Source organism: Nocardia asteroides, assembly GCF_021183625.1.
GTDB classification, from domain to species: Bacteria; Actinomycetota; Actinomycetes; order Mycobacteriales; family Mycobacteriaceae; genus Nocardia; species Nocardia asteroides_A.
In genome coordinates, this window is sequence record NZ_CP089214.1 from 3,346,244 (window position 1) to 3,367,663 (window position 21,420).

The window sequence follows — 21,420 nt, forward strand, 5'->3', positions numbered from 1 at the left end:
CCTGTCCCGCCGCGGCCGGGGCGGCGCGACGTTCGTACAGCGTAAACCAGGCGCCCGAGGAGGCGTCCCGATGGTGGGCGGTCGCCCTCAGTTCTGGTTGGCGCCCGCCACCGGCCGGCCGCCGCAGTGCGCCCGCGCGAAGGCGAGCGTGCGGCGCAGCATGGCCGCCCGCTCCTGCGCGGTCTTCGCGGTCTGGGTATTGATCTCGGCCACGACGTGCCCGCGGAAACCACTGCGCAGCAGGCGATCGCAGAGCTCGGCGCAGGGCTGGGTGCCGTCGCCGGGCACCAGGTGCTCGTCGTTGGCCGCGCCGCGGCCGTCGGCCAGGTGCAGGTGCGCCAGGCCGGAGCCCATCCGCTCGGCCAGCGCCAGCGCGTCGGTGCCCGCGGTGGCGGTGTGCGAGAGGTCGAGGGTGTAGTTGCGGAAACCGACGTCGGTGGGGTCGTAGGAGGGGCTGAAGGCGGTCAGCCCGCGCCCGGGGCCGCCGCGCCGCTCCAGCCGCCGCACCGCGCGCTCGCCGCGGCCGAACAGGGTGTCGGCGCGCATCGGGAACATGTTCTCCACCGCGACGATCACCCGGCTCCGCTCCTCCAGCTCGGCCACCTGCTCCGCGAAGCCGTCGGCGTAGCGGCGCTGCCAGCGGAACGGCGGGTGCACGACGACGGTCTCCGCGCCGAACTCCTCGGCCGCGCGCACGCTGCGGTCGAGCTTGGCCACCGGGTCGGCGCCCCAGACCCGCTGCGAGATCAGCAGGCACGGGGCGTGCACCGCGAGCACCGGCATTTCGTAGCGTCGGACGTAGCTGCGCACGGTGGCCGGGCTCTGGCTGGCCGGCTCGGCCCAGACCATGAGCTCGACCCCGTCGTAGCCGAGCTCGGCCGCGTACCGGAAGGCCGACTCGGTGTTCTCCGGGTACACCGACGCGGTCGAGAGGCCGATCTTGATGTTCGTCATGCCCGCGGACCCCTCAGGCGGTACTGAGCAGGAATGCCAGCGGGCCGAGCGTCACGAAGGTGCCGACCACGACGGCGATCACGGTGCTCAGGATGTCGTCGGTGCGGCGCAGCACGCGGACCAGCGCGACCAGGCCGAGGATGACGATCATGGCGAGCGCGAGCGCGACCCACGGCAGCATCTCCCACATCCGCTCGAAGCCCTTGAACAGCAGCATGCCCGCGACCGCGGCGGCGGCGCTCTGGCCGCCGAGGATCATCCACTGGCGGCGGTTGAGCTCCTGCTCGGAGAGGTGTGAGCGGCTGCTCGCCTGCTGCTCGGCGCCCTCGCCGCGGTTGGGGAGCTTGTCCTTGAGCGAGCGGCTCAGGCCGCCGATCCCGGCGGCGACGCCCCCGAGCAGCGCGGCCTTCGGCTTCTTGCCCCGCTTGCCCTTGCCCTTGCCGCGCTTGCCCCGGCCCGGTGCGTCGAACTCGGCGGATTCGTAGTCGTCGTCGAAGTCGGAGCGGTACTCGCCGGACTCGTAGTCGTCGTACTCCCCCGTCTCGAACCGCTCGTTCTCGAACTCGGGGTCGTAGTCGTCGTACTCGTCGTCGAAGTCGCGCCGCTCCTGCTCGCCGTTGCGGAGCAGATCGCCCGCGACGGTCTGGCCGGAGACCAGCGGCTGCTCCTGCGGCGGGGGCCAGCCCGGTTGCGGCTGGCCCTTGACCTCGGGGCCGGGTGCGGGCGGTGCGGGCTGCCGTCTGCGCGCGGACCAGGCGGGGAGCCCGCCCGCGGGCGGCGGGGTGCGCGGGACCGGGCCGGATTCGGGGTCGTCGCGCAGGGACCAGGCGGCGGTGGAGGGGGATTCCTCGTCGAGGCCGGGGGGTTTGGGGCCGTACGGGCCCACGCCGTTGCGGGAGTCGAGATCCGGGCCACCATTCGGGCCGTGCCCACCGTTCGGACCCGGGCCACCGTTGGGGCCGTGCCCACCGTTCGGACCCGGGCCACCGTTCAGGCCGGGGCCACCGTTCAGGCCCGGGCCACCGTTCAGGCCCGGGCCACCGTTCAGGCCGGGGCCACCGTTCAGGCCCGGGCCACCGTTCAGGCCCGGGCCACCGTTCAGGCCCGGGCCACCGTTCAGGCCCGGGCCACCGTTCAGGCCCGGGCCACCGTTCAGGCCCGGGCCACCGTTCAGGCCCGGGCCACCGTTCGGGCCGGAAGGGCCGTTGAAGCCCGGGGCGCCGTTGCGGGACTCCGGCGCGCCGTTCGGCCCGCCGAAGCCGCTGCGGCCGGGGTCGGGGGGGCCGTTCGGGCCGGGAGCGCCGCCGAAGCCGTTGCGCCCGGGCGCGGCGCCGAGGTCGGGGCCGTTCGGGCCGGGGAAGGGCGGGGCGCCGTTGCGCGACTCCGGAGCGCCGTTCGGCCCGCCGAAGGCGTTGCCGCCGTTGCGACCGGGGGCCGGAGCAGGGCCGAAACCGTTGCGGCCGTGGTCGGGGCCGCCGAAACCGTTGCGGTCGGCATCGGGGGCACCGCCGAAACCGTTGGCGCCGTTGCGCCCCGGGTCGGGGGCACCGAGCCGGCCCGGCGCGCCGAACGGGCGCTCACCGTTGCGATTGTCCCCACCGCTGCGGCCGAAATCCGTGCGCGGCCCGAAGGCACCACCGGCCTCGGCGCCGGGATCGGCCTGCCCGTTGCCGAATTCACCGCGCCCCGCGTCGGCATCGCGGCCGCGCCGCCCGCCGGCGAACGGGGTGATCCTGGTGACCTCGGTCGGCCGCCCGGCATGCGGCGCCGGGTCGACCCCGCGGGCACCGCCGCGCGCGTTCTCCCTCGCCGCGCGGACAGCCTCCTCGGCCGCCCGCTCCGTCGCGGCCCGCGCGGCCTCCGCCGCCATCGCCTTCTCGACGCGCGCCGACTCCGATTCCTGATCGGCCTCGGCCGCTTCCGCCGCCTCGGCGGCGCGCCTGCGCTCGGCCCGGCTCAGCCGCGGACTCTCCGAGGTGTCGATGCCGATGCCGCTCGGCGGCGGGGCAGCCTCTTCCGGCTCGTCCTCGTCGGCGCGCCTGCGCCTGCGCCGCCCGGAACCGGTCTCCGGCATCGGGAACGACGGCTGCTCGTCCTCGTCCCTGACCCGGCGCCGCCGCCCCTGCTCCGGCGCGGCGGGCCCGCCCGCGAGCGGGTCGTAGTAGGCGATGGGGCCGGAGACCGGCGAGTAGCTCGGCAGGTCAGAGGCCGGGCCCGGCGGCGGGTAGGCGGGCGGCGCGGCGGTCTCCGGCGGGCCGTAGGCGGAAGGGGCGGGCGCGGAGGGGGTTCCGGCGTCCTGGCCGTACGGGGTCAGCCCGTAGGCGGCGAGATCGAAGCCGCCGGTCGGCGGTGGCTCCGGCGGCGGCGGCTCCGCGTCCGGCGCCGCGTGCGACGAACCGCCGGGCGTCACCGCGGGCTGATCACCGGTCAGATCGGCGACCGAGATCCCGCGGCCAGCGCGCCTGCGCCTGCCACTCGACGCGGTCGACGAACCACCCTGGCCGTTGCGGGCCAGCAGTTCGGCGACCGAAAGCTGTTTGGGGTCCTCACTCATGACGGCACCGTTTCGATCGGACCCGCCGACTCCGCGGCACCGGAGTTCGCGGTCTCGACGACCTCGCCTCCGGACAGCAGCGCGTCGACCGGTCCGCCATTCATGTCAGTATCCAGTTTGCGCAGGATCAGACCTTCGCGCAGCGCCCAGGGACAGATCTCGAGCGTATCCAGCGACAGTGCTCGCATACTCGCCTCCGCGACCAGCGCGCCGGCCACCAGTTGCTGCGACCGGTCCGAACTCACGCCTTCCAATTCCGCCCGGTCCGCCGCCGTCATCCGGGAGATGAACGCGATCAGCTGACGCAGGCCCGAACTCGTGAGTGTACGGCGCACCCGGGGCCCCGCGCCGGACGGTGCCGCTCCGGTCAATCGGGCGAGCGAGCGGAAGGTCTTCGAGGTGCCCACCGCGAGGTCCGATTTGCCGGGTTCGAGCAGTTGCTTTGCGGGCGCGACGAGTTCGGCGTCGAGCCAGTCGCGCAGCACCGCGATCCGGCGCTTGCCCGGCGGATCCTCGCGTAGCCAGTCCCTGGTGAGGCGGCCGGCGCCGAGCTGCAGCGAGATCGCGGCATCCGGCGCCTCGTCGGAGCCGGTCGACATCTCCAGCGAGCCGCCGCCGATGTCCAGGTTGATGATCCGGCCCGCGCTCCAGCCGTACCAGCGGCGCACCGCGAGGAAGGTCAGCCTGGCCTCGTCGACGCCGGTGAGCACCTGGAGGTGCACCCCGGTTTCGGCGCGCACCCGGTCGAGCACCTCTTCGGAGTTCCCCGCCTCGCGCAGCGCCGAGGTGGCGAACGGCATCAGCATCACGCAGCGCGAGGTCTCCGCGATGCTGGCGAACTCGCCGACGGTGTCGATCAGCCTGCGGGCGCCCGCCTCGGTGATGCAGCCGTCGTCGTCCATGTTCTCGGAGAGCCGCAGCGCCGCCTTGGTGGAGCTCATGGGCATGGGATGCCCACCACGATGCGCGTCCACCACAAGCAGATGGACGGTGTTGCTTCCGACGTCGAGCACTCCGAGCCGCACTCCGAAAAGGGTACCGGTACCGTCCGGCCTGCGAGTGCCTCGGCGGGACTGTTAGCGTCTGGCATCGTGACGGCAGGCGCATCCGCGAGCGAACCGGCCCCGCCCCCATCAGGGCGGAAACTGGATCCCGCGCCCGAGGTCGAGCTGGACTTCCCGCGTGAATGGATCGAGTTCCAGGACCCGGCTAATGACGAGCATCTGATAGTGGCCGATCTCACCTGGCTACTATCCCGGTGGACCTGCGTCTTCGGCACCCCCGCCTGCCAGGGCATCCTCGGCGACCGCCCCGACGACGGCTGCTGCTCGCACGGCGCCTTCCTCGCCGACGACGACGACCGCAAGCGCTTGCAACGCGCCGTGAAGCTGCTCACCCCGCAGGACTGGCAGCTCATGCCGGAGGCGACGGACGAGAACGGCAAGGTCACCAAGAAGAAGTACCTGGAGCAGGACGAGCTGGATGACGAGCCCGCACTGCGCACCAGGCGCCACGAGGGCGCCTGCATCTTCCTGAATCGCCCCGGGTTCGCCGGCAGCGTCGGCTGCGCGCTGCACACCATGGCGCTGCGCCGCGGCATCGAGCCGCTCGAGGTCAAGCCGGACGTGTGCTGGCAACTGCCGATCCGGCGCACCCAGGAGTGGGTCGACCGGCCGGACGGGGTGCAGATCCTGCGCACGGTGGTCACCGAGTACGACCGCCGCGGCTGGGGCCCGGGCGGGCTCGACCTGGACTGGTACTGCAGCGGCTCCCCCGACGCGCACGTCGGCGCCCGCCCGGTCTGGCAGTCCTACGGCCCCGAGCTGACCGAGCTGCTCGGCGCCGAGGCCTACGCGGAGCTGGCCAGGCACTGCCGCAGGCGCGAAGGACTCGGGCTGATCGCAATTCACCCGGCAACGGTGCACGCGGGGCGTTTGCCGGATCCCGAGAAGTAGGCGTCACCGTCAAGACATGCGGACTTCACCTGGATAGGGTTCACTAGTTTCCCATGTCCGGAAACACCCTGTTCACAAAGGCTCGCTTCAGCAAGGCCGTCGCGGCCGCGGCCATCGGAGCGGGTGCCTGCCTTGCGCTCGCCGCCCCCGCCTCCGCCGACGACGTCGACCCCGCCAAGTTCGGCGACTACACCCACACCTTCGTCACCGGCACCGATCCCGCCGCGGCGGCAAGCGCTGCGCGGGACGGCAAGAACGTCATCGTCAGCCCCTACGGGACCTCGCACACCATCGCGTGCAAGGGCAACGGGACCACGGTTCCGCTCTACGAATGCCTGCAGGAAGACGACCTCGGCTGGATCACCCTGCAGAAGATCGACCTCCCCGCCATCGGCCCCGCCTGGGTCTACCTGCCGTGATGTTTGGCGCGCCTTCGGCGCGCGGGTTCGCGGCCCTGAAGGCTCGCGTTCGAGCACTCGAGACTCGCGCCTGCGGCGCATGCGCTTCGAGTGCTCGAACGCGAGCCGGCCGCGAACGGGGCTCGTAAGACTCGCCCCTTCGTATCTGGACCGGGTGTCCGCACTTCTGTGCGGGCGCCCTTTTGTTGCCGGGGGGCGACTGCGGGGATGCCGGCCTGGGGGTACGGGGCCGGATGTCTCGGGCTTTATGCCTCTAGTTTGTAGCCCAGACCTCGGACGGTGACGAGGTGCTCCGGCTTGGCCGGGTCGGACTCGATCTTCGAGCGCAGCCGCTTGACGTGCACGTCCAGCGTCTTCGTATCTCCGACGTAGTCGGCACCCCATACGCGGTCGATGAGCTGGCCCCGGGTGAGCACGCGGCCGGAGTTGCGGAGGAGGTACTCGAGGAGGTCGAATTCCTTGAGGGGGAGCGTCACGGGCTTGCCGTTGACCAGGACGGTGTGCCGGTCGACGTCCATGCGCACCGGCCCGGCCTCCAGGACGCCGCTCTCGGTGCCGCCGTCGAGATCGTCACCGGCGCCGCGGCGCAGGACGGCGCGGATGCGGGCGATGAGCTCGCGGGCGGAGTACGGCTTGGTGACGTAGTCGTCGGCGCCGAGCTCTAGCCCGACCACCTTGTCGATCTCGCTGTCCCGCGCGGTCACCATGATGACCGGAACGCCGCTGCGGGTGCGCAGCTGCTTGCAGACGTCGGTGCCGCTCATGCCGGGCAGCATCAGGTCGAGGAGGACGATGTCGGCGCCCGCCCGGTCGAACTCGGCGAGCGCGGACGGCCCGTCGCCGACGACGGTGACCTCGAAGCCCTCCTTGCGCAACAGGAACGCGAGCGGGTCGGCCAGCGACTCCTCATCTTCGACGATCAACACACTGGTCATGCGAGTTCCTCCACGCGATCTTCTCGGCCTGGCGCTTCGGCGGCCGCCGCGATCGACACACTGGTCATCGACGTGCCTCCACACCATTGACTCGACCCGGCGCCGGGCGCGGGCTCGTTTCCTTCTTGACCGCTCCCGACGGTGCCGGGCGCTGGTCGGCATCCGCCTCGAGGTGGGCGGGTATGCGCAGGGTGAACGTGGAACCGGTCCCCAGCTTGCTCCACAGCGTGATCTCGCCGTTGTGGTTGGCCGCGACGTGCTTGACGATCGCCAGCCCCAGCCCGGTGCCGCCGGTGGCGCGGGAGCGCGCCTTGTCCGAGCGGAAGAAGCGCTCGAAGACGCGCTCCTGGTCCTCCTTGGCGATGCCGATGCCGCGGTCGGTGACGGCCATCGCCACGTGGTCGCCGCGCAGCGATCGGCTGACCGAGACGTGCGAGCCGGTCGGCGAGTAGGCGATGGCGTTCTCCACCAGGTTCGACAGCGCGGTGACCAGCAGCGTCTCGTCGCCGAGGACCTCGAGCCCGCTGGGCCGGTCGGTGCTGACGGTGATCCCGGCCGCCTCGGCGGCGGTGCGCGAGCGGTCGACCGCGGAGTTCACCACGGTGTCGACGTCGACCACCTCCAGCTCCGGCAGCTTCTCGGCCCCCTGCAGCCGGGAGAGCGCGATCAGCTCGGTGACCATCTTGCCCAGCCTGCTCGACTCGGCCAGCACCCGCTTGCCGAAGTGCCGCACCGCCTCGGGGTCGTCGACCGACTCCAGCAGCGCCTCGGCCAGCAGGCTCATGGCGCCGACCGGGGTCTTGAGCTCGTGGCTGACGTTGGCGACGAAGTCGCGTCTCGTCGCCTCCATCCGGGCCTGCTCGGAGTCGTCGTCGGCGAAGAGGACGGTGAAGTTGTTCTCCCTGGAGAGCGGCCTGGCGACGCCGCGCACCGCGATCCGGCTGCGGCCGGGCAGCGGGTTCTTGGCGGTGAGGTCGAACTCGGCGGGCTCGGTGTTCGCCAGGACCTTCTCGACGGCGGCCCACGCGCGTTCGTCCAGCAACCGGTTGCGCACCAGCCCGAGTTCCTCGGCGCGAGGATTCACCAGGACGACATCGCGGTACTCGTCCACCACCGCGATCCCGCTCTCCGAGGCGAGCACGATGAGGTCGAGCACCTGGGAGGTCGTGAGCCCCGCCTCGGCCTGCCGCTTCTCGGCCTGCCTGGCGTTCACATAGGGGATGACCAGCCCGCCGACCGCCAGCCCGACAACGGCTGCGAGGACAGCCAACAGGACGGCCTGGGGAACGCTCACACCCAGAATCGTACGGTCGCCGACCGGGCAACCAATGGCCGGTACACGAAGTTTCCCGCAGGTCACAGCCACTTCCAACCCTGTTGGCCGGGTGTTAACGCAATGTTGGCCGTGTGCAGCCGGGTTCGCCCCGCTCCGGGACGTTCACGAAGCTCGGGCGTGTCGGATCGAGCTGCAGGTGCCGCGGCGGCAGCCCCGTGGCGAGGCCCCCTCGGCCCGGAAAGGGCGAAGCCCGGCCTCCCCTCGGGAAACCGGGCTTCGAGTTACGCCGGGGCTACTTGCCGCCCTGGTTCGCGACCGCGGCGGCGCCCGCGGCGGCGGCCTCCGGGTCGAGGTACTCGGCGGGGCGCACCGGCTTCAGGTTCTCGTCCAGCTCGTAGCGGAGCGGGATGCCGGTGGGGATGTTCAGCCCGGCGATGTCGTCGTCGGAGATCCCGTCCAGGTGCTTGACCAGCGCGCGCAGCGAGTTGCCGTGCGCGGCGACCAGCACGGTCTTCCCGGCGACCAGCTCCGGCGCGATGGTGGACTCCCAGTACGGCAGGAAGCGCCGCACGACGTCGAGCAGGCACTCGGTCTTCGGCACGTCGATGCCTGCGTAGCGCGGCTCGCCCTCCTGGCTGTACTCGTTGGCCGCGTCGATCGGCGGCGGCGGGGTGTCGTAGCTGCGCCGCCAGAGCATGAACTGGTCCTCGCCGTACTGGTCGCGGACCTGGGCCTTGTTCTTGCCCTGCAGGTCGCCGTAGTGCCGCTCGTTCAGCCGCCAGTCCCGGACAACCGGGATCCAGTGCCGGTCGGCGGCGTCCAGCGCGATGTTCGCGGTGCTGATCGCGCGGCGCAGCAGCGAGGTGTAGACGACGTCGGGCAGGATCCCGTGCTCGGCGAGCAGCCTGCCCGCCCGCTTGCCCTCGGCGACACCCTTGTCGGTGAGGTGCACGTCCACCCAGCCGGTGAACAGGTTCAGGGCGTTCCATTCGCTCTCGCCGTGGCGCAGCAGCACGAGGGTGTACGTCATGCGGGCCATTCTGGCACGTCACCGGCGTCCGCTCCCGGCCCGGCGGCGAGCACCGCCGCGCCCGCGAGCGTGGCGCCGACGGTGATCTCGGAGTGCAGCACCCGCAGCGGGCGCAGGAAGCCGAGCCTTGCGTGCCTGGTGACGGCGGCGCGCAGCGGTTTCCAGAGCGGCTCGCCGGAGGCCGCGAAACCGCCGCCGATCACCACCACGTCGATGTCGAGGGTGGCGGCGGCCGAGGAGACGGCCCGGCCGAGCGCGGTCCCCGCCCGTTCGAGTGCGGCCTGCGCGGTGGAGTTGCCCGCCGCGGCGGCGGCCGCCAGCTCGACGCCGTTGCTGCCGCGCCACCCCCGCGACCTGGCCCAGCGCACCGACGACAGCCCGCTCGCCACCGCCTCGACGCAGCCGAAGCCGCCGCAGCCGCACGGCACCTCCTCGCCGGGGACGACGATGTGCCCGACGTGCCCGGCGTTGCCGGTGCGCCCGGCCAGTACCCGGCCGCCGGCCAGGATGCCGCCGCCGATCCCGGAGGAGACGGTCATGGCGAGCGCGTCCGGCACCCCGCGCAGCGCGCCCGCGCGCTGTTCGGCCAGGGCCAGGCAGGCGCCGTCGATGGCGAAGCGGACGGTGGCGCCGGGGAAGAGCGCGCGCACCGAGTCGACGATCGGGAAGCCGGAGCGCCACTCCGGGATATTGAGCGGGCCGGTCACGCCCGCGGTGACGTCGACCGGGCCGGCCGCGCCGATGCCGATCGCCTCGACCGGCTCGCCGCCCGCGACCTCGAGCAGGAGTTCACGGCAGACCTCCCAGACACCGCTGGCCGGGACTTCGGCTCGATGCACGGCGCCGAGGCCGAACTCCGCGCCCGGCGGCCCCACCTCGGCCTCCCCCGGCCGCGCGGACTCCGGGCGCACCCGTGCCGCGGCGAACTTGGTGGCACCGATGTCGAGCGCGATCCGCGTCATCGCCGACTCCACCGACACCCCGGACCCCCCGAACACCGCGGAAAAGACTGCTTCACCGGGTGATCATCCCCGGACAGCTCAGCCCCTGTCGGCGGAATCCACGAGGTGCTCGAAGGCGCGCAGGTTCTGCAGCGACTCGCCGCGCGCGACCCGCCACTTCCACTCCTTGCGGATCGACTCCGCGAAACCCAGCTCGAGCAGGGTGTTGAAGTCGTGGTCCACCGCCTCCAGGATCTGGCCGAAGAGGCGATCCAGCTCGTCGGCGGTGACGGCGTGCGCGGAGATTCGGCCGACCAGGTAGATGTCGCCGACCTTGTCCAGCGTGTACGCCACCGCGTAGAGCCTGCGGTTGCGGCGCAGCAGGTACTTGTAGACGCCCTCGAAGTTCTCGTCCGGTTTGCGGCAGACGAAGCTCTCCACCCGCAGCCCGTGCGTGCCGACGGTGAGCATGACGTTGGTCTTGAGTTTGCGCTCGCCGGGGAGCACCACCACGAAGGTGGCGTCGCCGGGGCGGGTGTACTCGATCTCCCGCTCGCGCAGGGTCTCCTCGATCAGCTGGGCCGTTCCGGTCATCGCCGTACTCCCGTCCGGCGCCGCCACAGCGCCCGCGTCCTTGCCTGCCCCGGCTCGCCGAAGACGGGCTCGGGCCTTGCCTCCTCGGCGCTTACCCGCGGCAGGGCGGAATCATTCGCGGCCAGTTCGGCGCGCAGCCGCTGGCCGCCGCGGCGGCGCCCGCCGAACTCGTCCAGCGCGGCGTCGTAGCAGGTCAGCAGCCCGTCGGCGGTGTGCTCCCAGGAGAATCCGGCGCCGTGCGTCACCGCGGCGGCGCCCATGGCGCGCAGCCCGGGTTCGTCGTCGAGCAGGGCGCCGAGCGCGTCCGCCCAGTCCGGGGTGCGGTGGCCGGGGACGAGCAGCCCGGTCTCGCCGTGCCGCACCGCGGTGCTCAGCCCGCCGACGTCGGCCGCGAGCACGGGGGTGCCGCTGGCCTGCGCCTCGATGGCGACCAGGCCGAAGGACTCGTTGTGGCTCGGCACGGCGACCAGGTCGGCGGCGCGATACACCTGCACCAGCCGCTCCGGCGGCTGCGGGGGAAGGAAGATCACCCGGTCGCCGATGCCGAGCGCCGCGGCCAGCTCGATCAGCGCGTCCGGGCGCTGCAGCCCGGTACCGGACGGTCCGCCGACGATGAGCACCCGGAGCCGGCGCGCGGGGTCGCGGCGGAGCAGCTCGGCGGCGGCGCGGACCAGCACGTCCGGCGCCTTGAGCGGCTGGATCCGGCCGATGAAGGCGACGATCCGCTCGTCCTGCGGCAGCCCGAGCTCGCGCCGGGCGGCCGCCCGGTCACCCGGGTGGTAGCGGGTGAGGTCGGCGCCGGGCGGCACCACGTCGACCCGGTCCGGCGAGGCGCCGTAGAGCTCGATGAGCTGCCGCGCCTCCTCGACGGTGTTGGCGATCATCCGGTCGGCCTCGGCGATGACCTGCTTCTCGCCGATCTCCCGGCTGGCGGGCTCCGGGGTGTCGCCATCGGCGAGCGCGGCGTTCTTCACCGCGGCCAGGGTGTGCGCGGTGTGCACCAGCGGCACCCGCCAGCGGTCCCGCGCCAGCCAGGCGACCTGGCCGGAGAGCCAGTAGTGCGAGTGCACCAGGTCGTAGTAGCCGGGCGCCTGCCGCGCCTCCTGGCGCAGCACCTCGGCGGTGAACGGGCACAGCTGGGTGGGCAGGTCGTGCTTGTCCAGCCCCTCGAACGGGCCCGCGACGACATTGCGCACCAGCACGCCGGGCGCGGCCTCCTGCACCGGGGGCAGGTTCGACGACGTCGCGCGGGTGAAGATCTCCACCTCGACCCCGCGCCGGGCCAGCTCCCTGGCGGTTTGCAGCACGTAGACGTTCATCCCGCCCGCATCGCCGGTACCGGGCTGGGCCAACGGCGATGTATGGACCGACAGCACGGCGATGCGACGCGGACAATGAATCACACACTCCATAGTGCACCGGTGACCGATACCCGCCACCACCGCTGCGGGCGTTGGTGAGAGCGGTCACAGGGAGTCGGCGAACTCCGTCACCTCGGCCACCCAGCGGGGCCGATCCTCCAGGAAGAGCCCGTGCTTGGCGCCCTCCCAGTAGGAGCCGCGCGCTTTCGGCGCGGTCTCCGCGATGTACCTGCCGCATCCGACGGGGACCACCGGATCGGCGGTGCCGTGCAGGACGAGCACCGGGATGTCGAGCGCGCGCAGCGTCGCGGTGTTGTCGACGGTCCGGTAGAACAGCGCCTTGCGCACCGCGGGCGGGGTGGCCAGGCTCGCGCCGAAGAGCCGCTGGGCGTCGACGCCGCGCTCCCGGCTCGGCCCGGTGTTGGCGTCGCCGAACGCGCCGAAGGCGCGCAGCGCCCGGCCCGGGCTCTCCTCGAAGACGCCGGGTATCGCGGCGCCGAGCGCGGGGCCGGGCTCGGCGCCGGGCACGCCCTTGCCGATGTTCGCCATGGCGCCGGTGTAGATCGCGCCCGCCACCGCGCCGGTGCCGTGCGCGGCGAGGTAGTCGGTGAGCACGATGCCGCCGTAGGACCAGCCGAGCAGGATCGCGTCCCGCTCGATCCCGGCGTCGGCGAGGACCGCGGCGACGTCGGCGGCCCAGTTGGCCGGGTCGTCGTAGCCGCTCGCCGGGATACCGGAGTAGCCGTGGCCGCGCGAGTCGACCGCGAGCACCTGGAAGCGCTCGGCCAGATCGTCGGCCGCCGCGCCCCAGCAGCGCAGATCGGCGGACCAGCCGTGCAGCAGCACCAGCGGTCGCGCGCCCGCCCGGCCGCTCGACCGGTACACGATGCCGGTGCCGTCCGCGCTCTGCACTTCGCGTATCGCCATGATCCGAAGGCTAGCCCCGGCCGGTGCAGCCCGGTTTCGCCGTACCCGGCCGGTCGGGTGCCGAGGACGGCCCGCCTACGATCGACAACCATGAGCCGCCGCAATGCCGTCGTCACCGGAGCCAGCTCGGGAATCGGGGAAGCCACCGCCAGGCAACTCGCCGCCGACGGCTACCACGTCTACGTGGGCGCGCGCAGGCTCGACCGGCTGCGCGGGCTCGCCGAGGAGATCGGCGGCACCGCCCTCGAGCTCGACGTGACCTCGGACGAGTCGGTCGCCACCTTCGCCGAGGCGATCCCGACGGCAGCGATCCTGGTGAACAACGCGGGCGGCGCCAAGGGGCTGGCCACCGTCGCCGAGGCCGACCTGGACGACTGGCGCTGGATGTGGGAGACGAACGTGCTCGGCACGCTGCGCATCACCAAGGCGCTGCTGCCGAAGCTCATCGACTCCGGCGACGGCCTGATCGTCACCATCACCTCGGTCGCCGCCTTCCACGCCTACGACAACGGCTCCGGCTACACCTCGGCCAAGCACGCTCAGGCGGTGCTGCACCGCACCCTGCGCGGCGAGCTGCTCGGCAAGCCGGTGCGGCTCACCGAGATCGCGCCCGGCGCGGTGGAGACCGAGTTCTCGCTGGTCCGCTTCGACGGCGACGCGGAGAAGGCGGCCAAGGTGTACGAGGGGATCGACCCGCTGGTGGCGCGGGACATCGCGGAGATCGTCGGCTTCGTCGCTTCCCGCCCGCCGCACGTGAACCTGGACCAGATCACCGTCGCGCCGCGGGACCAGGCCGCGCCGGGGCGGTTCGCCCGCCGCTCCTGAGCCGCGCGCGCCCGGGCCGCAGCCGTTAGCATCGGACCGGTTCGGCAGTCGAGACGGTGGGAGTGGTCGTGTTCAAGGGTTTCCGCGATTTCCTGCTGCGGGGCAACGTCATCGATCTCGCGGTCGCGGTGGTGATGGGTACCGCCTTCACCGCGGTCGTCACCTCGTTCTCGAACGGGTTGATCAACCCGCTGCTCGCGGTCTTCGGCGGCACCGACGAGCTGGGCCTCGGGTTCCGGCTGGTGTCGAGCAAGCCGGCCACCTTCGTGGCGATCGGCCCGATCATCAGCGCGTTCCTGAACTTCGCGATCGTCGCCGCGGTGCTCTACTTCGTGCTGATCATGCCGATGCGGCACCTGACCAACCGGTTCGGCACCAAGAAGGCGGCCGAGCCTACCGAGACCGAGCTGCTCATCGAGATCCGCGACCTGCTCGCCCAGCGCGACGCCGAGGTGGCGCGGCACGAGGCCGACCACAAGCGGGTCGAGGCCGAGGTCGAGGCGGATGCCGCCGTCGACAAGGGCGCCGGCCAGGATTCACCGCGCCGCTAGCCGTCGAGGGCGGACATCGACGCCCAGGTGGGCCAGTCGATGGCCCAGTCGTAGATGTCGCCGTCCGCGGCGGAGAGCGCGATCGAGGTGTTGGTGACCTCGACCGGGTCGCCGTACAGCGCGGTCGGGAAGTAGGCGGCGGCGTCCTGCGGTGAGAGGTTGATGCAGCCGTTGGTGACGTTGGCCGAGCCCTGCGCCGCCAGCGACTCCGGGTTGGCGTGGATGAACTCGCCGTTGTTCGAGATCCGCACCGCCCAGCGCTCGCGCACGTTCTCGTAGAACGGCGGGTTGGACATCAGGAAGTCCTCGTACTTCTCGGTGACCACGTGGACGCCGGAGCGGGTGACGTTGCGCGGTTCGTTGCCCTCGCCGTAGCTGGCGGCGAAGTCGAAGACGGTGCCGCCGTCGCGGAGCACCCGGATCCGGTGCGTGGTCGCGTCGGCCAGCACGATCTGGCTGCGGCCGATGCTGAAGTCGGTGGTCAGGTCGCCGTCGCCGTACGTGCCGCCGCCGAGCGCGACGCCGTAGAGCTTCGCGTCGACGTGCACCCGCGTGCCCGGCTGCCAGTAGCTCTTCGGCCGCCAGTGCGCGCGGGCGCCGCCGTCGTCCGGCAGCCAGGCCCATGACCCCTCGGTGGGCGGGTCGGTGGTGACCGTCAGCGCCTTCTCGGCCGCGGCCTTGTCCGGCACCGGGCCGGTGAACTTCAGGATGATCGGCGCGGCGATGCCGACCTCCTGGCCGTCGCCGATGTTCAGCGTGGCCGGGGTGGTCCCGGTCGGCGCCAGCGTGCTGAACCCGCCCTCGATCGGCACCGGCTTGCCGTCGGTGCCGATGGCGGTGCCGGTCCACCTGTAGGTGGCGTCGTAGCCGAGCGGCTCGGTGACGGTGTACTCGCGCCGGTCCGCGCTCAGCACCCCGCTGACCTGCTTGCCCCCGGCATTGCTCAGCGCGACCTCGTCGATGGTGCCGTTCCGCACCGAGACCGAGACCTTGGCGGTCGGGCTGACGCCGGTCGCGTCGGCGCCGGGGTCGAGCGTGACCTGGGCGACCGGCTCGGCCGGTTCGGGCTCCGACCCGGAGCCGCCGGAGCCGCAGCTCGCGAGCAGCAGCGCGAGCACGGAGAGCACGACGGCCGCGAGCAGGGCCACTGACCTTCGGGAAGCCTGGCGTATGCGCACTTCCGCGAATCTACGCGCGGCGGCGCGCTACCGCCGGTCCGAACCGGTCACACGGTGAGCCCGACCGTCACCGGCTCGGGGTGCAGCCGGATGCCGAACCGCTCGGCGACGCCGTCGCGCACGGTGTGCGCCAGCGCCACCAGGTCGGCGGCGGTGGCTGCGCCGCGGTTGGTCAGCGCCAGCGTGTGCTTGGTGGAGAGCCGGGCCGGGGCATCGGCGCCGGGAAAGCCCCTGCCGAACCCGGCCCGCTCGATCAGCCAGCCCGCGGAGAACTTCACCCCGTCCGGCGCCGGGTAGACCGGCACCGGGACATCGCCGACCAGGGCCGCGATGGCCGCCCGCACCCGCTCCACCTCCGGCTCCGGCACCACCGGGTTGGTGAAGAAGGAGCCGGCGCTCCAGGTGTCGTGGTCGTCCGGGTTCAGCACCATGCCCTTGCTCGCCCGCAGCCGCAGCACCGCGTCGCGCACCTCGGCGGCGGGCCTGGTCTCGCCCTCCTCGGCGCCGAAGGTGGCGGCCAGCTCCCGGTAGCGCAGCGGCGCGCTGGCGCCGGTGCGGTCGAGCGCGAACTCCACCGCGAGCACGACCGCGGCGTCGGAGTGCTTGAGCAGGCTGGTCCGGTAGCCGAAGCCGAGCTCCGCCGGCTCGGCCCAGCGCACCGCGCCGCTCGCCCGATCCAGCAGCCGGACCCGGCGCAGCAGCCCGGCCACCTCGACGCCGTACGCCCCGACGTTCTGCACCGGGGTCGCGCCCGCCGAGCCGGGGATGCCGGAGAGGCACTCCAGCCCGCCGAACCCGGCGGCGACGGTCCGCGCCACCACGTCGTCCCAGACCGCGCCCGCCTCGGCGAGCACCGAGTCGGCGGTCAGCTCGACCCCGGCGTTCGCGATCCGCACCACGACGCCGGGGAACCCCTCGTCGGCGATCAGCAGATTCGAGCCGCCTGCGAGCAGCAGCACCGGGATCTCCGCCGCGTCCAGCGCGCCGACGGTGCGGACGAGGGCCGCCTCATCGGCACATTCGGCCACGGTCGCGGGGCCGCCGACGCGGAGCGTCGTCAGCCCGGCCAGCGGCACGTCGGGGCGCACTTCGGCACCGGAATCGGCCAGTAGTTCGCGCACCTCGTCCGAGGAGGCCACCCGAGTAGATCGCACGCTGCAGACGGTAGCGTGTCCGACCATGGCGACCCCCCTGGCGTACACCGCCCGCTACTCCCATTCGGCCGCGGCCGTGCGCGCGGCGATCGCCGACGAGCAGTACTGGAAGGACCGGATCGCCGAGGTCGGCGGGCCGAACGCCAGGCTGGATCGGATCACCATCGATGGCGACCGGGTGCACGCGGAGCTGGTGCAGGCCATCGCCGCCGAGCTGCTGCCCGCGGCGATCACCGCGGTGCGCCCCGGCGACCTGATCATCCCGCGGGTCGAGGAGTGGACCGGCGACACCGGGACCTTCACCGCCAAGGTCGATGGCGCCCCCGCCGAGGTGCGCGGCAGCATCGCGCTGGCCGCCGACGGCGCGGGCTCGGTGGCCACGATCACCGGCACCATCGAAGTCAAGGTGCCGCTCTTCGGCGGGAAGATCGAGGCGGCCATCGCGGAGCGGCTGGTCGAGCTGCTCGGCAACGAAGCCGAGTTCACCGACACCTGGCTCGCGCAGCGCTGACGCCGGGGCGCGGCAGCACGCCGCGGGCGAGTGGATTGTGGGCGTTCGCCACATCGCCCGCCGTGTGCCGCGCGGCGAGCGGGCACCGGTAACGTGTCGGCTCATGGCTCGTCGACTCGACTACTCCGCCCGGTACCCGCTGCACACCACCAAGGAGCTGTACGCGGCGCTGTCGACCCGCGACTACTGGGAGGCCAGGGTCGAGGAGATGCGGAAATACTCGCCGAACCACGTGGTCAGCGTGGATTCCGCGGAGACGGGGATCGAGGTCGTGCTGGAGCACATCATCCCGCGCGAGATGCTCCCGGAGATGGCGCAGACCGTGCTCCGCAAGGACATGGTGATCACCCGCAAGGAGAGCTGGGGCCCGTTCCGCGACGACGAGGTGCACGGCAAGTACTCGGCCTCCATCCCGGCCGGGCCGGGCAGCCTGAACGGCACCATCCGGCTCTTCCCGACCGAGACCGGCAGCACCATCCGCTACTCCTCCGAGGCGAAGGTCTTCATCCCCATGGTCGGGCCGCGGCTGGAGCAGCTGATCCTGGTGAACCTGGTCGACCTGTTCCGCGCCGAGGCGGAAGAGACGCTGAAGTGGCTGGAAGCGGGAACGCCGGCGCGCTGAACCGGCGGCCGATCGGCACCGTCACCCGCGGCACCACCGGGGTCAACCGGCTGCGCCGCAGTGACCGCCAGCTGGTGGCCGACCCGCTGGTCCGCGCCCGGCTGCTGGAGTCCGCCGACCCGCTCGTCGTCGATCTCGGCTACGGCGCGCAGCCGTGGACCACGCTGGAGCTCGCCGCCCGCCTGCGCGCGGTGCGCCCCGGCGTCCGGGTGACCGGACTGGAGATCGATCCGGAGCGGGTGGTACCCGGCCGCGACGGGGTGACCTTCGCGCGCGGCGGCTTCGAGCTGGCCGGGCTGCGGCCGACCCTGGTGCGCGCCTTCAACGTGCTGCGCCAGTACCCGGAGTCGGCGGTGCCGGAGGCGTGGGCGACCGTGCTCGGAAATCTGGCGCCGGACGGGCTGCTGGTCGACGGCACCTGCGACGAGCTGGGCAGGCGCTGCGCCTGGATCCTGCTCGACCGCACCGGGCCGCTGACGCTCACCCTGGCCTGGGATCCGTTCACCGTCGAGCGGCCGTCCGACATCGCGGAGCGGCTGCCCAAGGCGCTGATCCACCGCAATGTGCCCGGCGAGCCGATCCACGCGCTGCTCAGCGCCGCCGACCGCGCCTGGGCGCAGGCCGCGCCGGTGGCCACCTTCGGGCCGCGGTTCCGCTGGCGGGTGGCCGCCGAAGCGCTTGCCACCCAGGGCATCCCGCTGCGCACCTTCCGCCGCCGCATGCGCGACTGCGTGCTCAGCGTCCCCTGGGAACACGTGACGCCACTGCCCTGAGCCCGCGACAGCCGCGAGCCGCGACTTCCCCCTCGCGAGGCGCCGAGCGCACCGAGTTCGCCGCGATCGCCGCGCCCCGTGCCCGGGGTGCGGACGCGGGTGCGGCGATTCCTACACCGCCGCCAGCGCCCGGTGCACCCGGGCGGCGGCGCGCGGCCCGAGCCCGACGCCCGCGGCCCGGATCTCCCCCGCCGCGCACCGGCCGATGGCGACCGCGTCCGCAACCACCTCGTTCAGCGCGACCTGCGCGATATCACCCTCGGCGAGGTCGAGCACGGTGCGCACCGGCGTCGTCACCAGGAACGGCCCGGCCGACTCCACCTCGTCGCCCGCCAGCGCCCGGCGCAGCACGACGACCCGCGGCGTCACCGGCGGGCGCCCGGCGGGGACCGAGAGGTGCAGGAACCGCGGCCGCAGCCGCCCGAGGCCGTGCAGGTCGGCGGCGCTCTGGTGGGAGACCGCCACCTCGTCGTCGAACCAGGCCGCCCACATGGCGTACTCGTCCAGCGGCCCGATCGGTGACCCGGCGATCCGCAGCATGCCCATGGCGGCCCGCGCTATCGAGCCGTCCGCCAGCCCGGCGCGCACCCGCGCCTCACATCCCGCGCGCATCACCTGACGCGCCGTGAAGAACCCGGCGTGCCGCGCCGCCAGTTCGTGCAGTTCCGCCCAGCCGTGCAAGCGGCGGCTCGCATCATTGCCCGCCATGATCCGAGATTACGCCGTAAGGCTGTGCCTCATGTCACATTCCGCCCGGATCCGTCCCAACCGGTGGACCTTGGCAGAGCCTTCACCATGTCCACAGAACCGGCTCAGACTTGTGCGGAAGAATCGAGCGCCATGAGCACAGCACCGTCCCTCGCCCGGCGCACCGACCGGCGGCGTCCGCTGGTGATCGCCCTCGTCGTGGTCGTTCTACTGCTCGGCAGCGCCATCGTCGGCACCGAGGCCTACGCGCGGCACCAGGTCTCGCAATGCATCAGTTCCCAGTTCGAGCGGGAGATGGGCTCGACCATCGACGTCTCCTTCGGCCCGAAGCCCCTGCTGCTCACCTACATCGACGGCAAGGTGCCGGAGGTGACGGTGAACAGCAACGACAACCGCTTCGGCCCGGCCGAGGGGATGGTCGTGCACGCGACCTTCTCCGACGTCGTCCTGAACGACGACGGCGGCGGCAGCGTCGGCGCCTCCTCGGCCGAGGTCACCTGGAGCAACGAGGGCATCGCGCAGACCCTCGCGGGCATGGTGACCGGGGTGAAGTCCGCGGCGGGCAGCGGCACCGTCACCATGGACGTGCTCGGCGGGCTGGCCAAGCTGGAGGTGCGCCCGCAGGTGCGCTCCGACAAGGTCGTGGTCGACACCACCGCCGCCCAGTTCCTCGGCATCGGGCTCCCCACCGACCTGGTGCAGGGCATCGTCGACCTGTTCACGCAGAGCCTGCAGGCCTTCCCGATCGGCATGCGCGCCGACCGGATCACCGTCACCGACGGCGGGATCGACGTGCACCTCACCGGCGGCCACTTCGACCTGGACCCGAACGCGCAGAACAGCAACCGGGAGGTCCGCTGCTGAGCTCAGCCGGGAAACCCGTCGAGCACCGCGCGCGAGCCGGAGAGGCCGAGCCGGGTGGCGCCCGCGGCGAGCAGCTCCGCCGCGGCCGCGGCCGTGCGGATGCCGCCGCTCGCCTTGACCCCGAGCCGTCCCCCGACGGTCTCGGCCATCAGCCGCACCGCGGCCACGCTCGCCCCGCCCGCCGGGTGAAAGCCGGTGGAGGTCTTGACGAAGTTCGCGCCCGCCCGCTCGGCGGCCAGGCACACCTCCACGATGGCCGCGCGGCTCAGCGCGGCGGATTCGATGATCACCTTGAGCACCGTCCGCTCGCCGACCGCCTCGCGCACCGTGACGATGTCGGCGAGCACCGCGGCGTAGTCGCCGGCGACGGCGGCGCCGACGTCGATCACCATGTCGACCTCGTCCGCGCCCTGCTCCACCGCCAGCCGCGCCTCGGCCCCCTTGACCAGCGAGTGGTGCTTGCCGGAGGGGAAGCCGGCGACGGTGGCGACCACCAGTCCGTGCGCCCGCACCGGCAGCATGGACGGCGAGACGCAGATCGCCAGCACCCCGAGCTCGCGCGCCTCGGCGATCAGCGCGGCGACCCGGTCCGGCGTCGCCTCGGGGGCGAGCAGCGTGTGGTCGATGACGGCGGCGACTTCGGCCCGGCTCGGCCACGCGGGTTCTGCCATGAGGTGAAAGTCTGGCACACGGGCGGCGAATTGCATTGCGGGCCTCGGCCGCTCGAGGGGAGACTCGAATGGTGCTGATCCGCCGCGAACACGCCGATGACATCGCCGGGATCGCCGTCGTGCATCGGAGCGCGTTCGCCCAACGCGACACCGAGCGGGCCGCCCCCGACCCGGCCGAGGCCGGGCTGGTCGGCGCGCTGCGCGGCGGCGACGCCTGGATTCCGACGCTCTCGCTGGTGGCGGAGGAGCACGGCGCCGTCGTCGGGCACGTCTGCCTGACCAGGGCCGCGGTCGGGCCGTTCCCGGTGCTCGCGCTCGGCCCGCTCGGCGTGCTGCGGGAACGGCAGCGGGACGGCATCGGCGGCGCGCTGGTGCACGCGGCGCTCGGCGCGGCGGACGCACTGGACGAGTCGCTGGTCGGGCTGCTCGGCAGCCTGGACTACTACCCGCGCTTCGGCTTCGCGCCGGCCGCTCGGTACGGCATCGCGCCGGACCGGCCGGAGTGGGCATCGCACCTCCAGGTACGCCCGCTCACCACCTTCGACAGCCGGATCGCGGGGGAATTCCGCTACGCCGACGCCTTCTACGAGCTCTGAGCCCGGTTTGCAAGGATGGGC

The 21,420-nt window shown here is 72.8% G+C and carries 23 protein-coding genes; 9 read left to right on the top strand and 14 right to left on the bottom strand.

The annotated features are described in order from the left end of the window. Positions 1-87 precede the first annotated feature (87 nt). From LTT61_RS15890 to LTT61_RS15900, 3 genes are read right to left on the bottom strand one after another with little or no spacing between them, the layout of a single operon-like run. A complete protein-coding gene (locus tag LTT61_RS15890) occupies positions 88-954 on the bottom strand; it encodes a sugar phosphate isomerase/epimerase family protein (protein ID WP_233020725.1) in 867 nt (288 codons plus the stop codon). 13 nt (positions 955-967) lie between these two features. After that, positions 968-3,508, bottom strand: coding sequence for a hypothetical protein (locus LTT61_RS15895; protein ID WP_233021332.1), 2,541 nt, complete (start codon positions 3,506-3,508; stop codon positions 968-970). Continuing rightward, positions 3,505-4,533, bottom strand: a complete 1,029-nt coding sequence (locus LTT61_RS15900) for a Ppx/GppA phosphatase family protein (RefSeq protein ID WP_233020726.1) — start codon at positions 4,531-4,533, stop codon at positions 3,505-3,507. Before LTT61_RS15900 ends, LTT61_RS15895 begins: the two co-directional genes overlap by 4 nt. A gap of 66 nt (positions 4,534-4,599) precedes the next feature. Here LTT61_RS15900 and LTT61_RS15905 point away from each other — a divergent pair, with 66 nt between their 5' ends. Continuing rightward, positions 4,600-5,463, top strand: coding sequence for a hypothetical protein (locus LTT61_RS15905; protein WP_233020727.1), 864 nt, complete (start codon positions 4,600-4,602; stop codon positions 5,461-5,463). A gap of 53 nt (positions 5,464-5,516) precedes the next feature. Continuing rightward, positions 5,517-5,882: a hypothetical protein gene (locus LTT61_RS15910; RefSeq protein ID WP_233020728.1), complete on the top strand. Its 366-nt coding sequence runs from the start codon at positions 5,517-5,519 to the stop codon at positions 5,880-5,882. Between the two features lie 245 nt (positions 5,883-6,127). Here the strand turns inward: LTT61_RS15910 and LTT61_RS15915 are convergent, their stop codons facing one another. The 7 genes from LTT61_RS15915 to LTT61_RS15945 all read right to left on the bottom strand — a co-directional run bounded on the left by LTT61_RS15915 (position 6,128) and on the right by LTT61_RS15945 (position 12,946). Beyond that, positions 6,128-6,817 carry a response regulator transcription factor gene (locus LTT61_RS15915; RefSeq protein WP_233020729.1) on the bottom strand — a complete coding sequence of 230 codons (690 nt, stop codon included), beginning with the start codon at positions 6,815-6,817 and terminating at the stop codon, positions 6,128-6,130. Positions 6,818-6,881: 64 nt separating this feature from the next. Beyond that, positions 6,882-8,111, bottom strand: coding sequence for a sensor histidine kinase (locus LTT61_RS15920; RefSeq protein ID WP_233020730.1), 1,230 nt, complete (start codon positions 8,109-8,111; stop codon positions 6,882-6,884). 274 nt (positions 8,112-8,385) lie between these two features. Beyond that, complete coding sequence (locus LTT61_RS15925) at positions 8,386-9,123, bottom strand: phosphoglyceromutase (RefSeq protein WP_233020731.1); 738 nt, start codon at positions 9,121-9,123, stop codon at positions 8,386-8,388. After that, entirely contained in the window at positions 9,120-10,085 is a 966-nt protein-coding gene (locus LTT61_RS15930) for an ROK family protein (RefSeq protein WP_233020732.1), read from the bottom strand. Before LTT61_RS15930 ends, LTT61_RS15925 begins: the two co-directional genes overlap by 4 nt. 78 nt (positions 10,086-10,163) lie before the next feature. Beyond that, positions 10,164-10,658, bottom strand: coding sequence for a YbjN domain-containing protein (locus LTT61_RS15935; protein WP_233020733.1), 495 nt, complete (start codon positions 10,656-10,658; stop codon positions 10,164-10,166). Further along, positions 10,655-12,070 carry a D-inositol-3-phosphate glycosyltransferase gene (gene mshA / locus LTT61_RS15940; protein ID WP_233020734.1) on the bottom strand — a complete coding sequence of 472 codons (1,416 nt, stop codon included), beginning with the start codon at positions 12,068-12,070 and terminating at the stop codon, positions 10,655-10,657. The genes LTT61_RS15935 and mshA overlap by 4 nt, the downstream gene beginning before the upstream one ends. Positions 12,071-12,124: 54 nt before the next feature. Next, positions 12,125-12,946 (bottom strand): alpha/beta fold hydrolase, encoded by an 822-nt coding sequence (locus LTT61_RS15945; RefSeq protein WP_233020735.1) that lies wholly within the window; start codon positions 12,944-12,946, stop codon positions 12,125-12,127. Between the two features lie 90 nt (positions 12,947-13,036). On the opposite strand from LTT61_RS15945, the gene LTT61_RS15950 reads away from it, so the two are divergent. Next, positions 13,037-13,771, top strand: a complete 735-nt coding sequence (locus LTT61_RS15950) for an SDR family NAD(P)-dependent oxidoreductase (protein ID WP_233020736.1) — start codon at positions 13,037-13,039, stop codon at positions 13,769-13,771. A gap of 68 nt (positions 13,772-13,839) precedes the next feature. Continuing rightward, positions 13,840-14,322: a large conductance mechanosensitive channel protein MscL gene (mscL, locus tag LTT61_RS15955; protein ID WP_233020737.1), complete on the top strand. Its 483-nt coding sequence runs from the start codon at positions 13,840-13,842 to the stop codon at positions 14,320-14,322. On the opposite strand, the gene LTT61_RS15960 is transcribed toward mscL, so the two are convergent. Next, positions 14,319-15,470, bottom strand: a complete 1,152-nt coding sequence (locus LTT61_RS15960) for a L,D-transpeptidase (RefSeq protein ID WP_233020738.1) — start codon at positions 15,468-15,470, stop codon at positions 14,319-14,321. The two genes, mscL and LTT61_RS15960, sit on opposite strands and share 4 nt — an antisense overlap. A 77-nt stretch (positions 15,471-15,547) precedes the next feature. After that, positions 15,548-16,639, bottom strand: coding sequence for a UDP-N-acetylmuramate dehydrogenase (locus LTT61_RS15965; RefSeq protein ID WP_269821903.1), 1,092 nt, complete (start codon positions 16,637-16,639; stop codon positions 15,548-15,550). Between the two features lie 40 nt (positions 16,640-16,679). Here LTT61_RS15965 and LTT61_RS15970 point away from each other — a divergent pair, with 40 nt between their 5' ends. From LTT61_RS15970 to LTT61_RS15980, 3 genes are all read left to right on the top strand, one after another. Beyond that, the gene (locus LTT61_RS15970) at positions 16,680-17,165 is read left to right on the top strand and encodes a DUF2505 domain-containing protein (protein ID WP_233020739.1); all 486 of its coding nucleotides are present in this window, start codon (positions 16,680-16,682) and stop codon (positions 17,163-17,165) included. Between the two features lie 103 nt (positions 17,166-17,268). Continuing rightward, complete coding sequence (locus tag LTT61_RS15975) at positions 17,269-17,787, top strand: DUF2505 domain-containing protein (protein ID WP_233020740.1); 519 nt, start codon at positions 17,269-17,271, stop codon at positions 17,785-17,787. Continuing rightward, positions 17,757-18,560, top strand: coding sequence for a class I SAM-dependent methyltransferase (locus tag LTT61_RS15980; protein WP_233020741.1), 804 nt, complete (start codon positions 17,757-17,759; stop codon positions 18,558-18,560). Before LTT61_RS15975 ends, LTT61_RS15980 begins: the two co-directional genes overlap by 31 nt. 111 nt (positions 18,561-18,671) lie before the next feature. Here LTT61_RS15980 and LTT61_RS15985 read toward each other — a convergent pair whose 3' ends face one another. Continuing rightward, the gene (locus LTT61_RS15985; protein ID WP_233020742.1) at positions 18,672-19,268 is read right to left on the bottom strand and encodes a hypothetical protein; all 597 of its coding nucleotides are present in this window, start codon (positions 19,266-19,268) and stop codon (positions 18,672-18,674) included. Positions 19,269-19,400: 132 nt separating this feature from the next. Here LTT61_RS15985 and LTT61_RS15990 point away from each other — a divergent pair, with 132 nt between their 5' ends. Then, positions 19,401-20,132, top strand: coding sequence for a DUF2993 domain-containing protein (locus LTT61_RS15990; protein WP_233020743.1), 732 nt, complete (start codon positions 19,401-19,403; stop codon positions 20,130-20,132). A gap of 2 nt (positions 20,133-20,134) precedes the next feature. Here the strand turns inward: LTT61_RS15990 and deoC are convergent, their stop codons facing one another. After that, on the bottom strand, positions 20,135-20,803 hold the full coding sequence (gene deoC, locus LTT61_RS15995) for a deoxyribose-phosphate aldolase (RefSeq protein ID WP_233020744.1): 669 nt from the start codon (positions 20,801-20,803) through the stop codon (positions 20,135-20,137). Between the two features lie 71 nt (positions 20,804-20,874). Between deoC and LTT61_RS16000 the strand changes: the two genes are divergently transcribed. Further along, positions 20,875-21,399 carry a GNAT family N-acetyltransferase gene (locus tag LTT61_RS16000; protein ID WP_233021040.1) on the top strand — a complete coding sequence of 175 codons (525 nt, stop codon included), beginning with the start codon at positions 20,875-20,877 and terminating at the stop codon, positions 21,397-21,399. Positions 21,400-21,420 lie beyond the last annotated feature (21 nt).